Origin of the sequence: Lactobacillus psittaci DSM 15354 (assembly GCF_000425905.1) — a bacterium.
Classification (GTDB): domain Bacteria; phylum Bacillota; class Bacilli; order Lactobacillales; family Lactobacillaceae; genus Lactobacillus; species Lactobacillus psittaci.
Window position 1 is genome coordinate 245,076 of sequence record NZ_KE384473.1, and the last position, 15,975, is coordinate 261,050.

Genomic DNA, 15,975 nt, shown 5'->3' on the forward strand with positions numbered 1-15,975 from the left:
ATGGGGGTATCCAAAAATAATTTTAGAAATAAAATGGAACAGTCATCACGACAGGTTCAACACTTTGGGTTCCGTAAGTTCTCAATTGGGTTGACCTCTGTTGTTTTGTCTACTTCCTTATATTTTGGTATGGGTTCAGGAGCTGCTCAAGCTACTACAACCCAAAATGGTGTAACTGAAGGGGAGCAATCTTCTGAAGTAACATCAAGTTCTAGCACAGATTCGGCTCGAGCCGAACTGAGCAAGAAAATTATTAATGAAAAAGCTGACAAGACAGATTTACAAAAGCTTTATGATGAAATCATTAAGAGTGAAGTAAAAGATCAATTGGCTTCACAATTAACTTCGGTAAAATCTATTCTTGAAAATGATAGCGCTTCACAAGCGGAAGTTGATACTGCTTTAGCTAACTTAAAGCAAGCTTATGTCAAGGCTTTGAGCGATAATGCAAAGAAGCAAGAACAAGCAACTAAGGCTAGTGAAGCAGGAGCTACTAACACTGAAAATAGTGCTAAGCAAGCAACTCAAGCTCAAACTACTAGCATCTCAGTTGCTGATACTGGCACTAAAGTTGCAAAGCCAACTACCTTAGTTTCAACAACTGGTGAAATGAAGGTCGTTGACAATTCTGGTGCTGAAGTAACCAAATTAGAAGTGGCTAATAATGGTGATAGATCTGGCAAGATTAATCCATTTGTAAGTTTGACAGCTACCGATGCAAATACAGATAGTAATCAAGCTACTGGTACTGATCAAAATCAGCAACAAGCTCAAAACGGCTCAAACGCTTTAACTGCTACTGAAAGTGCAACTACCACTAATGATCAAGGTATTCAAACTTCATCTGTTGAATTCACTAACGATGATAAGGGTACCCAGGTTATGTCTGGTCCTGTTTTGCTTGATACTTCTATTGGTAAGAACACTGCAGGTTCACAAGAATTTAAAAATAATTCTCATAACGATGTTTTTGTCAAAGTTACTATGACAGGTAAGCAGGGAGACAAGGTTGTCATTACTGCCCATAGAGCGGTTGGTACAGAAATCCAAACAGATCGTGCAGCCTTACCACCTGCAATTTCACTTTCAAGTGAAAAGAAGCTAGAAGATGGTGGTATTGAGCTTACTTATACATTCTCTCAAAATACTTCTGGTGCAGTTTATTTGGAAATTCTAAACCAAGCAATGCACAGTTCTGGTATGCGTGATTTTACTTCAGATGATTTAGGTACTACAAATCACACAATTGAAGTAACTAGAAATGGTGTCAAAGAAACAACTGCAACTTATCAAGTAAAGATTAATGAAACAATTGGTACGCAACTTTCACCATATCGTGGTGAAGATCTTGAAGCAGCAGATCAACGTATTCCACTTGCACCTAACCATGATGCAATTTTCCACATCATTGCACGTGATCAAGTTGGGATTATGACCAATGATGGCTCTAGTTCATATAACAAGGTTTATGCTGGAACTAACTATGGTGCTACCATTAGAATTCCAACTCCAGATCACTTTGTCTTAAATCAAGCAGCTTCAATGAACTTGAACCACTTTACTAATGGTGAAACTATCACCCAAGAAGGTGGAATGGGTGGCGATATCGTTATTACCATTCCAAAGGGAGCGGGAATTAATAGTACTTCTTCTGACAAAGAATCTTATGGCTTTGTCGGTCAATTTAAGTATTCAGATAGTGATGCTCCTGAGACCAATACTGTGGTTTGGGCAAAACAAAAGCCAACTTATACCAAGATAATTGATGATAAAGGCACAACTATCAGTAGTAATGATAATGATGGTCAATATATTTGGTACTTTAGTGACAAAATCTTAGGTAAAAAGGAAAAGGCTGCAGCTGACGAAGCACAAAAGCGTATCGATCAAGCAATTAAAGACGGAAAAACTCCTGACCAACAAGATCAATCTACTGTTGATCAAACATTAGGTACTGTTACTACTTCTGGTGAAGCAAAGCGTGCAAATGACCAAGTATATCCAGGTAAGGAAACCGATGATTACTTAGGTAAATTTGATGTTAAAACCAATGTGGGTACTCCATTTGGTGATAGTACAGCTCATATTACTATGACCTTTACCCCAAATGAAAATGTTTACCGTATCACCACGCCAGAAAGTCCAGCTTACAATTCAACTGGTGCATCAACTTATAGCTATGAAATCACCCGTGCTGATGGTACTAAGCAAACTGGTACAGTTAAGGCCGGAGAAGATATTGTTAACCAATCTAAATCAGGTATTACTTCAATTAAGGTGACCCCAGATTACTTTGGTGATAGTGTAGATACTTCTAAGGGTCGTTCATTTGAATACTATGGTAAGGTTGTTGGTGCTAATGATGATGGTTATACACCAACTCATACCGGTGACACTTTAACTTCCAATATTAGTTTTGATGGTACTGGAAATGGTGATAACTTCAAGTCATTTTCTTCAGCTGTTACTCAAACTGCCGTAGGAACTATTGGAGGAGTTCAGGTTGTTTCACCTACATGGGTTGGGACACCTGGTAAAATCACTGTTTCAGCTGAATTAGGATTTAATAATACTGGATCCACAAAAGCAAATTCTGGTATTCTTCATGAACCAACTATTTACTATGTTTTGCCAGATGATGTTAGTTATCAATCAGTTTCGATGTCTGGTGGTACGGTTCAGAATACTGGAGTAGAAATTACCAATGCAGCAGGTGAAAAAACTACTGTATATCCAAAGATTTCAACTTTCACTAGTTCTGATGGTAAGATGGTCCTTAAGGTTGATTACAAGGGAACTGGAGCTGATTATAACTTCGAACAACCAGAAGGTAAGCGATTGCAAGCTTGGTTTACACCTTCATTAGGGATTAAAAACGGCACATATAAGATTCCTATATACATTAGTACAAATTCTGACATCGACACAGTCCTTGATCCTAAGGCAGATGATATGGCAACTAAGTTAGGAATCAGCGGACAGCCTCTTTATTATGTAGGTACACAAAATTTTGCTATTGCAATGGGGGATGCCTTAACTCAAAGTAGTGGTAGTGCAATCTTTGACGATCCATTCCAGATTAAAACGAACGTTTCTAAGACTGATTCTAGAGTTAAAGCTTTAGTCGATCAAAACAAGCCAATTCCAATGAAGTTCTCATTTGAGGCAACTAACTATAAGCAAAGTTCACTTAAGAATGTTCGTGCTGTTATTAACGTTCCTAAGGAAGGTGATAGTCTAGACGATAAATTCGACTTTGATTTAACTGGTCCAATTACTGTCCCTTCTGGCTTATCTGGAGTAAAGGTTCTATATTCAAATGATGAATTTGATTTAAAGAACCAGGATGCAATAAATAATATTAACTTAAGTAACTTTACTGAAAATCCAACTGATTGGTCTAAAGTTCGTTCAATTTATATTGAAATTCCAGAGGTAGGACAAGGACAAGGCTCCGGTAAATTTATTATTAATGGTCAAAATTCAAACTATAATTTCTATGGTGGCCAAGACATTCTGGGAAGCAGTATTGTTGCCGATGGGTTGAAGCCATTAGTAGTTAATACGGAGTCTGTAGGTACAGCTACTGTTTCTGCTTCAATTGCAGAAAAATTCCCGGTAACTGTTAAGACTGGCGTTCAATTCCCAGAAACAGATGGTCAGAATAAAGATTATCCAGACTTTGATTTGAGCCAAACTAAGGAATTCGATGAATATGCAGGAGCAGGTTTCTCTAACTCTGATTTCCCAGATGAATGGGCCTTAGATGCAGTTAACCCAGCAACTCATGAAACTATCAAGTCAGAAAATTATGCCGTTGCTAAGAAGCTTTTATTTGCAAAACGTTATTCAAGTGATCCATATGTTCAAGTTGACTGGCCAGTTACATCTGTTCGAAATACTTACAATGAGTACAAGGTTGTCTACGTCTTAAAGAAGATGAATGTTACTGGTGCCATCAAGTATGTTGATGATGACAACAATGGTAATGTTGTAACTGAACAAGACTTCACACAAGCACCAGGTTCAGATGTAACAGTAACACCTGAAAACACACCAAACTCATCATTCTATAAACTTGCCGACGGAAGCAACAGCCCAATTCCAACTAGTTTCAAGGCTTCAACTGGTGACCAAGTAATTCACTTGAAGCACAAACACTCAACTAAGGATGTAGCTGTAACTAGAACAATCACAGTAAATTACCCAGATGGTAAAGTTCCAACTAACCTTACTGCTGATACTGATGGCGTTACTACCACTACTAACGGTAATACTGTAATCCGTACTTACACTACTCACTTTACTAAGGATACTGACTTAGTAACTAAGAACGAAACTTATTCTTCAGCTACTGGTGCTGTTAACTGGCCAGCAGCAAGCGAAGGCAACAGTGATATCATCCCAAGTATTGATGGCTATTACACTAATATTACTGGTGATACCGGTTCAACTATTAATGCTGAAACTCCAACTTACAATACTAAGAACGAAAACTACACTGTTAACTACGTCAAGAATGCAACTATTCAAATTCAAGCTTGGGATGTCCACAATGGTGGTAAGACTGCTATTAACTTAACTGGTTTAACTACTACTGTTTCTGGTAAGCAAAATGATGCAGTTCCAGCAAGTTTGAATTCTGATATTGAAACAATTAAGAATGCTTTAATTGCTAAGGGTTACAAGTTTGTAAATAACTCAAGCATTCCAACTAGCTTTACTTCAGCTGGTCAAGTTGTTGACTTAAACTTCGATCACAACACTAAGGATTACCATCCAAATGATCCTGATTTACCAACTGATCCAGCAACTCATAAGCCAGTTGTCTTAACTGCTACTGCAACTCGTAAGATTGTTATTAACTATCCAAATGCTACTGATGCAGCTAAGTTTGCAGGCCGTGCAGGTGTTACTGTTAACGGTAAGTCACTTGTTTGGACTCAAACTGTACAATCAACTAGAAATGCCACTAAGGACTTAGTAACTGGCGATATTACTTATGACCAACACTGGACTGTACAAGGTACCGGTGCTTTGGCTGGTCTTACTTACAAGACTGACGACTTATTACCATATATCCAAGGTTATGATCCAAATCCTGAAACTGTAACTAGTCAAACGATTAATGACGATACAGTTAACAAGGACTTTGGTACCATCAACATTGACTACAATGCTGTTAAAGGTGACGGCAAGGTTGTCTTCTACGATGCTGACAAGAACAATGAAGTCGTTAAGACTGTTTATGTTCACGCTCTAGAAGGTGATACTTACAACTTAACAGATGGTGAAAAGGCTATCCCTGAAAACTATGCCTTAAAGTCAGGCAGCACTGTCCCTGATTCAGTAACAATTAAGACTGGTAGCGACAACATTACTCAAGTTTACCTAGTTCATCAAACTCAACACGTTGATACTGTTAAGGATGTTGTCAGAAATATTCACGTAACTGAACCTAATGGCTCAACTCACGTTGATACTGACAAGGTAACCTTCCATGTTTCATATGACCTTGATAAGGTTACTCAAGAACACAAGAATGAAACAGTTGCTGAACCAAGCTTAACCTTTGCTGACAAGGCAAGTGCATATCCAGAACATAAAGATGGATACACCAGAAGCGTAACCCCAGGTGACGGTTTAGGTGCTAAGACTGTAACTTCAAGTGACTCAAGCTTCGACGTATACGTCAACTATGCTGCTGATGATCAAGTAATTGAGGTTCAAGCCTTTGACCGTGACAATCTCGATAAGAGTGGTCAACCAACTACAATTGCTATCCCAGCCTCAGTTATTAAGACTTTAACTGGTAAGAGTGGAACAACAGTTGACAGTTCTCAACTTCAAGGCGTAATTGATGGTATTAAGGATTACCTTGAAAAGAATGGTTATAAGTTTAGTGATATTGGTACTGAACCAAAGAACTTTGATACTGATTCTTCATTTACCCAAACTGTTGCTGTTTACTTCAAGCATGCAACTACACCAATTGATGGTGATAACATCCCTAAGGATGCAACTGGCGTAACTCCAGACCAATTCCAAAAGACTGTTAAGAGAACTATTACTCTTAATGACCCAATTTCAGGCACTAAGACCATTTCTCAAGATTTCACTGTAACTAGAACTGGTAATTATGATCCAGTTAGCCACAAGGTAACTAGTTGGAACGAATGGAAAGGTACAAGTACAACCTTCACTGTTCCAGAAATTAAAGGTTACACTGCAAGTTACACTGACAACATCAACGGTGATGGCAATGCTAATGTGGTTCCTGCATATGTTGTTAACACTAAGACTGATCCACAAGATCAAAACATTACTGTTAAATATGTTGGTCAAGATGCTAGCCAAAATATTGTTTACAAAGACGGCTCTACTGTAATCGGTACTATTCCACTTAAGGGCAAAGTTGGCGAAACTCAACAAATTGGTGAAACTATTAGTAGTAGTGTTCCATCTGGTTACCAAATTATTCCAGGTACAATTATTCCTGATAACACAACCTTAAAGGACACTAATCCTGATATTGTTATCCCAGTTCAAAGAATTGCTACTAAGATTACCGGTGGTCAAGACACTGATACTGATACTAAGTACAACTTGTCAAAGACTGTTCATCGTCAAATTACCTTTAACAAGCCAAAGGGTGGTTCAAGTATTACCCAAGATGTAACTTATGTCAGAGATGTAACTATTTCACCAGCTACTCATGATGCTAGTGGTGCTGAAATCCCTGAAAAGCGGACTTACTCTGACTGGAGACTTAAGGATGGTTCAGATCCTTACTTTGGCGATAAAGCAATTGATCAAGTTGATGGTTATGTAACTTCAATTGATGGCAAAGAAACTACGGTTGTTCCAAGTGCCCCAGTAACATTTGGCACTGATGCTGACAAGACTCCACAAGATGCAAGTCCTGTTGAAGTTGATTACACTGCAGTTGAAACTATCGATAAAGTTGAAGAAGGCACAAATATTAAGAAGCCGGATGGCAGTGGCAACTTAGAAAATAGTGACTTAAACGACACTGTTGTACGTAAGATTTATGAAACTGCTCCAGGTCAAACCACGCCAACTTTGGTTCAGACTCAAACAGTTAACGTTAAACGTACTGCTATGGTTGATCCAATTACTAAAACTGTAATTGGCTTCACTGACTGGGTCCCAGCTGATGAAAACAACAAGACTCTTGAAGCTTACACTCCAACTGCTCATGCTGGGTACACTCCTTCAGTTGCTCAAGTTGATGCTAAAGTTGTTGATGCAAAGACTCCACACTTAATTGAAGTATACATTTCATACAACAACCAGGCTCAAAAGCAAGTAATTAGCTATGTTGATAAGGATAATGGCAACAAGGTAGTACGTACTCAAACTATTACTGGTGTAACTGATGGTGGTAACGTAACTGAAAACTTAGAAATCCCTTCAGGTTATGAACTTGATTCCTCTAAGCCAGCAGTTAACGTAACTCTTGATACTACTAAAGGTACTGTAACTTCACAATTTGGTAATGCCACCGGTACAATCTATGTTAAGGCTAGTCAAGATACTTACACTAAGGACAATGTACCAGAAAACTTACGTGATCAAGTAGTTAAGGAAGTTACTAGAACGATTACGGTTAACCGTCCTGGCGATAAGACTCCACAAGTAATTAAGCAAACTGTTATCTTCCACAGAACGATTAAGTTTGATAAAGTTACTGGTCAAGTTATTCCTGATACTGCAAGTGCATGGTTAACTGATGATAATAAGGCTAGTGGTACTTGGGAAGAATATGATGCACCAACAATTGCTGGTTATGTTCCAACCACTGCTACAGTTGCTAGTCAAACTGTTACTGCAGATACTGCAAATAGCGACATTACCATTAACTACACCGACAACACCCAAAACCTTAAGTTAAAGGCAGTGGACGATGCTAATAGTGGTTCTGAAATTACTATTCCAAGTGGTTTAACTACTGAAATTAAGGGTACAAGCAGCACACCAGTTGACCAAGATAAGCTTCAAGGTGCAATTGACAAGATTGTTAAGGCAATTGAAAGTGAAGGCTACAAGTTTGTTGGAAAGAACACCATTGATAATTATGATGATGATTCAAAGACTGATCAATGGATTACTATTCACTTCACTCACCAAACTGAAAATGATGACCAAAGTCAACTTCCAGCTGGTACCACTCATGAAGATTTAACTAAGACCATCACTAGAACTATCCACGTTCAAGGTGAACCAACTAAGGGCAGTCATGATGAAACTCAAACTGCTACTGCAACTCGTAAGGCAATTTACGACAAGATAGCTAAGAAGGTTACTGGTTACACTGATTGGACTGGCTCAATTCCTGTATTCAGCGTTAACCAATACACTGGCTACACTTCACAAGTTGATGGTAAGGATGCTAAGGAAGTTGCTAGCGTAACTATTGATAACAACACACCAGCTACGCTTGAAAGTACTGTAACTTATAAAGCAGGTGAAGCTACTCAAACCATTAACTACGTAACTGAAGATGGTACTAAAGTTGGTACAACTTCAATGTCTGGTAATGTTGGCAATGTACTTGGTGAAGACGTTGTTACTGCAATTAATGGTCATATTCCAACTGGCTATGAATTAGTTCCAGGTCAAAACTTTACTAGTTATGAAAATAACAAGTTTACAACTGATGACAATCCAATCAACGTTTACGTCAAGGTAACTGGTAACACTATTTCACATGATGGTACTAAACCAGAAGGTCTAACTGATGATCAATGGAACGGTAGAAATAAGACCGTAACTAGAACTATTAACTTCTTCAATGCTGATGGCACAGAAGATACTGCTAAGAAAGTTACTCAAAACATTAACCTTGGTGCAGATGTCTTATACGACCCAATCAACAAGAAGTTCCTTGGTTACACTAACTGGAGAATTATTTCAGGTTCATGGAATTCAGAAGATTTAACTGATAAGACCCCAGCAGGTATGGATGCTACGATTGATGGTCACGTAACTACTTATGTTCCATCAGGCACAGTTGATGTTAACAACCCTCAAAACCAAGAAGTTGATGTTCACTTTAAGGCAAAAGAAGGATTAAGCTTCACTGTTCAATACCAAACTGATAGTGGCGTAATTCTCAAGAGTTACACTATTAAGGGTAAGGCTAACCAAAAAGGTGTTGCTTTAGCTGACGGTACAACTACAGTTCCAACTGGCTACAGTGTTGAAGCAAAGTCTCAAGCTGCATATGATGCTTTGAAGACTGGTAACCACAACTTCGGTACAAGTGATGAAACTGTAACTATCTATGTTCAATCAGCTGGTACTGATGAAATCGGTCCAGATCAACCTACCAAGTTACCTAGTGGTGTAACAGTAGACGACTTAAAGAAGACTGTTACTAGAACAGCTACTATTCATAAGACTGATGGCACAACTAAAGACTTAGATGCCCAAACTGTAAGCTTTACTCGTAAGGCAATTGTTGACAAGGCAACTGGTGCCTTTAAGGGCTTCACAGCTTGGACTCCAGAAAACGGTACTTGGGCTGATGAAACTAGTCAAGTTCCTGATGTTGCTGGTTATACTACTGTTAACAAGGATAAGCTTGGTCAAGTAACTGTAACTGGTGATATGGAAGATCAACATATTGATGTCTTCTACCTTGACTCAACTCAAAAGGCTAAGATTGAAGCTTACACTACTGATGGAACCCAATTAACTATTCCATCTAGCTACACTACTGAAATTTCTGGTAAATCAGGTTCAGGTATTGCTGGTAAGGCAATTAATGACGTTATTACTTACTTCAAGGGTGAAGGTTACAGCTTTGATCACCAAGATGTTGATACTTACGACACTGACAGCAATACTGATCAAACTGTAAAGCTTTACTTCACTAAGGGTGAAAAGAATTACGATTCAAACACTCCAGATAGTGATTTACCAAAGAAGGTAAACATCCCTGGTGAAACTAGCCCACGTGACTTAACTCACGCTGACTTGTACAAGACAGTAACTAGAACTATTACCACTGAAACTCCAGATGGCAAATCTTCAAGCTTCACGCAAACTGTTGTTGCAACTAGAACCGCTACAGTTGATCAAACTACTAAGAATGTCACCTTCAGTAGTTGGAATTACTCAAATGATGGACAATTTGCATCATATGATGTTCCACAACTTACTGGTTACACTTCAACTGTTAACGGTACTGCCGCAACTACTGTTGCTTCTGCTAGCGCTAAGGATAGCAACGGTAACCCAATTGATGGGGATGCTGTAACTATTAAATACACTGGCAACACCAAACCTGTCACACCAACTGATACAGGTGATGTAACGATTCCTACCGGCGCTAAGAAAGGTGACGGTACATCTGACTTAACTAAGCAGGACTTATTCCAAACTATCACTAGAACAATCAATGACTACAAAGATGGTGATGCTAAAGCTCCAACAACCACTACTCAAGAAGTAACTTACAAGCGTACAGCAACTCTTGATGCTAACGGTAAAGTAATTGGCTACAGTGATTGGGAACTTGTAAATGGTTCTAAGAGTCAATGGGATGCATACACTATCACTGCTCCAGCAGGTTACACTTCAGATGCCGGTAGTCAGATTGATGCTTATAAGCCAGGTCCAGATTCACAAAATCAAACGATTGATATTCACTATGCTCCTGAAACTAAGCAAGTTGAAATTACTTACACCTACACTAATCCTAAGACTGAAGAAAAGACTGTTGTTGACACTGATCACACTTCAGTTACGACTGGCAAAGAAACAACTATTACGCCAGAACCTCCAACCGGTTATGATGTAGATCCTAATCATGAAAGTGAAGTACCCAAGACTATTACTACTACAGATGGTTCAACTAAGACTGATGATAAGGGCAAAACTAGTCCAATCAGTCAGCCAATTGATATCCCTGTAGTACAGCATGTTGACACTTATTCTGAAGGTAACGTTCCAGCAGGCACTAAGAAGAGTGATGGTACTCCAATTACCAATAGTGATTTAGCTGCTGATGTAACCAGAACTATCACCATTAATGTTCCAGGCCAAAATGCACAAGTTATCAAGCAAGGTCCAGTTCACATGACTAGAACTGTTTCTATCAACCGTGCTACTGGTGAAGTAACATTTGGTAACTGGTCAGCAAATGGTCAATTTGACGCATACTCAAATGTTCCAACAGTTGAGGGTTACACTGCTTCTCAAACTAGTGTTGCTGCTGTAACTCCAGATGATCCATCTAAGAACTACGATGTAGTAATTAACTACACTCCAAACACTGCTAATATTACTTACTCAGCAGTTGACCGTGAAAATGGTACTGACAGTCCACTTGATGTATCTGACTTAGATGTCACTGTTGATAACAGCAAGGGCAGAAGCGAAGCTGACATTAAGAAGGATACTGATAGCGTAATTAGCGCAATCAAGGGTAAATTCTTAGCTCAAGGTTACAAGTACGAAACTATTGAAGGGACTAAGTTAGTCTTTACTAAGGATACTGAGTCTAAGTCAACCATTCCTTCAGGAACTACTGATACCACTGGTAAAGAAGTTACTGATAAAGACTTGACTCAAAGCTTCACTAGAACAATTAATGTCAAAGGCGTTGATGGCAACGTAACTACTTACAAGCAAACTGTTACTGGTCACCGTCAAGCAATTATTGACAAGACTAGTGGTAAAGTAACTGGATTTACTCCTTGGGTATATGACAATAACGACACTTATGACCAATTCGGAATTAGTCAAGTTAAGGGCTACACTTCATACGTTGGCACTAACTCTGACTACAGTGATGGCAGTCAAAAGACCTTCGTTGAAGAAGTAACTAATGTAAATAGCGATGCTACAGTTTACGTTCACTACGAAAAGGATGAAAACGACGCTAAGGCGCAAATCCAATTCAAGGATGTAACTACTGGTAAAAATGTTGGCGATGCTAAAGAAGTAACTGGCCCATCCGGTGAAACTAAGGAATTTGACTTAACCGCACCAAGTGGCTATGACTTTGTTGACTCAAGTGACGCTAAGAAGAACATTACCTTCTCAACAGATGGCAAGACTATCATTGTTCCTGTTTACGTAAAGCATCACACTGATACGATTGGTCCAAAGGACACTATTCCAGCAGGCACTAAGAAAGAAGACGGCACTGACTTAACTAGTGCTGACTTAACTGGTACTGCAACTAGAACAATCATTGTTCATAAGCTTGATGGTTCGTCTACTTCTGATACTTCTGAAACTCAAAATGTTGCAATGCATAGAACTGCAATCATCGATGATGCTACTAAGACCGCTACCTTAACTCCTTGGGTTGCTGATGATGCACAAAATGCTTCATTTGCTGAATATGCTCCAGATAAGGTTGCTGGCTACACCACTTTAGTTGACGGTGCTCCAAAAGACACTGTTGCTAGTGAAACTCCAACTAGCCCAGTTAAGGAAACTGTTAACGTAACTTATAAGGCTAGCCAAAAGTCTGCCGAAATTCGCTACGTTGATAAGGCCCACAACAACACTGTTGTTAAGACTGATGTTGTGACTGGTGCACCTGGTCAAAAGGTAACTAACATTTCTACTTCAGTACCTACTGGCTACGTCTTAGATGTCGGTCAAAAGGTTCCTACCGAAGTTGATATTGCAGCAGGTGATCAAGCAACTGATCCTACTATTGTTTACGTTCACCAAGAAACTCAGCCTTTGACTGATGAAGATGCTAAAAAGCATGGTGTTTTTGATAGTGACTTACATAGAACCGTAACTAGAACTGTCATTATCAATGAACCAGGTAAGGATAGTAAGACTTACACTCAAGTTGCCCACTTCAGCCGTCAAGCTGTTTTGAATAAGGCAACTGGTGCCATCACTTACACTGCTTGGACTTCAGAAGACAGTCACTTTGATGCAATTAGTATTCCAACTGTAGCTGGTTACACTTCAACTGTAGCAGCTAGCGATGCAAGTGTTGCTGCTAAAGATGTCACAGCTGAAGACAGAGACAGCTTCGTAGTAGTTAACTACACAGCAGGTGATCAAGACTTAACTATTCGTTTGCACGATGTAACTGATTCTTCTAAGTCTGTTGATATTGCAATTCCAGCAGGTGTAACTAGTGTATTCCACGGCAAGAGTGGTGCACCAATTGATTCAACTGATTTACGGACTGCTATTAGTGCAATTAAGAGTAAATTAGCTGAGCAAGGTTACCAATACGTTGGTGAAAACATGCCAATTGATTACGATACTGATAGTAGCGTAATGCAATACCTTGACATGAACTTCAAGCGGATTAGTGACACAGTTGGTCCTAACGATCCAATTCCTTCAGGCATTAAGAAAGATGACGGTACTGACTTAACTAAGGATGATTTAACTAAGTCTATAACTAGAACCATCTACACGACTAATCCAGAAGGTAACACTACTCACTTCACTCAAACAGTTGTTGTAACTAGAACTGCAACAATTGACATGAACACTAAGAAAGTTACTAAGCTTTCTGACTGGTCAAGTGCAAACTTTGATGAATACACTGCTCCTAAATTCAAGAACTACACTGTTAAGATTGATGTTGATGGGGATGCCAATGGTAATGTTGTTGGCCGTGCAGTAACTGAAGCTGAAATTAACAGTGGCAAGGCTCCTGATGTTCACATTACTTACATTGGCAACACTCAAGAAGCTACCCCAACTCAGATTCCAACTGGAGCAACTAAGGGTGATGGATCTAGCTTAACTAAGGATGACTTAGAAAAATCAGTAACTAGAACGATTCACTTTGTTGATGAAAAAGGCAATAAGGTATCTGATGATAGTGTAGAAACAGTAACCTTCTCAAGAACTGCAACCTTAGACAAGAATGGTAAGGTAATTAGTTACAGCGACTGGACTCAATCAGGTAGTTGGGATGATGTAACTAGTCCTGAAAAGGCTGGCTACAAGGCAACTATTAGCACAATTCCAGCTGTAGCCTTGACTCCAGAAACTGCTAAGTCTGTAGAAATTACCGTAACTTACAAGCCTGACCGCTTAATTGGTCACATCAAGTTCGTTGACGATAAGACTGGTGCTATAGTTTCAGACAAGATTGTTGATGCTAAGGCTGATCAAAAAGGCGTTGCAACTAATGCTTCAGTTCCTGAAGGCTACGAAATTGCTGCTGATTCAGACGTTAAGAGCGTTCCAGAAAGCATAGACTTTGGTACAACTGATCCAGCAGATGTCATTATCAAAGTTAGCCAAAAGGTTGATAATGTTGACCCAGAGAAGATTCCTGAAGGTGCTAAGAAGAGTGATGGTACTCCATTAACTAAGGATGACTTAGAAAAGACCATTACTCGTCACATTCACTTTGTATATCCAACTAGCTACAAGGGAACTAAGGATACTGACTTTGATCAAACTGTAAAAGTTACTCGGACAGCCCAATACAATGAAGCTACTAAGACCGTAATCTTTGGCGACTGGACTACTCCAACCTTTGCTCAATATGGTTTAAGCCAATACGATGGTTTCATTTCACAAGTTGATGGCAAGAACGCTACTGAAGTACCAACTTACACCGTAACTAAGAATGACATCACGGCTGGTAAAGTTGCTGATGTCAACGTAACTTACATTGTTGGTAATAAGAGCTTTAACGTTCACTTCATCGATGTTAAGACTGGCAAGGAAGTACTTAGTGTAGTTCCTTACTCAGGCAAAATTGGTAGCGATGTAACAATTGATCAAACTAAGTGGACTTTAGGTAACTACGAACTTGTTAAGGGTCAAAACATTCCAAGCTCAGTTAAATTAGCTTCTGATACTGCTGACCTTTATGTAATGGTAGACCACAAGACTACTGGCTACGATTCAAATAATCCAGGTTCATACAAATTAACTAAGACCATTACCAGAACGATCAAGTCAGTAGACCCAGTAACTGGTGCTGTAACTACTCTTAAGACTGATACAGTAACCTTTACTAGAACTGCTACTGTTGATAATGTTGATGGCAGCGTAACTTACAGCGACTGGAAAGCTAGTGGTGACACTACTTGGGCAGACTACACTGCACCAACAATTACTGGCTACACTGCAACTCCTGCTACTGTAACTGGCAAGACTGTAACTAGTGCTGATAGTGACGAAACTGATGTCATTACTTACACTGCTAATAGTCACAACATCACGGTTAACTACCAAGATGCTAATGGCAAGAATGTTGGTACTAAGACTCTTACTGGTAAGACTGGCGATACTATTCCGGTTGATGCACAATCTGGCTTACCTCAAGGCTACGAACTTGACCCAACTAGTCCAGCTCCATCTACTTACAAGGTAACTGGTGATGGCAACCAAACAATTACTGTTAAGGTAATTACTGGTTCTCACACCTACAAGCCAGATGATCCTAACATTCCAGCTAATGTTGACTTAACTAAGACCATTACTAGAACTGTTAACATCGTTGATCCTCATACTCGTAAGATCACTACTCAAACTCAAAGCGTAACTTACACCAGAACTGCTACTGTTAACGCAGCAACTGGTAGGGTAACTTACACTGATTGGGTAGCAGGTAACACCACTGGTGATGTGGTTAAGAATAATGACGGCGTAAGCTTCAATGCTATTACTGCTCCAAGTCACACAGGCTACACTCCAGTAGTTGACGGCAAGTTAGATCAATTAACTATTACCCCTGACTCAACAGACAGTGTCGTAAACATTACTTACGCTCCAACTGATCAAACTGTAGTAATTAAGGCTGTTGATGATGATAATAAAGCAGCCGATATTACTTCATTAATCACTCCAGCAATTGCTAATATTACTGGTAAGAGTGATGACGCAATTGATGCTGGCAAGATTAGTAGCGCAATTGCAGCTGCTAAGACTGCTTTAGGTGACAAGTACGAATTTGTTGGTCATGATCCACTTACTCAATATGACGAAGATGGC

General features: G+C 39.3%; 1 protein-coding gene (cut by a window edge). It reads left to right on the forward strand.

All coding sequences use genetic code 11. From position 1 onward, the window contains the following. Positions 1 to 15,975 carry the start of a mucin-binding protein gene (locus tag H628_RS07995; protein WP_034538340.1) on the forward strand. 21,339 nt of this gene lie beyond the right edge of the window, so 15,975 of the gene's 37,314 nt are visible here — the first part of the coding sequence; its start codon is at positions 1 to 3; its stop codon lies beyond the right edge, outside the window.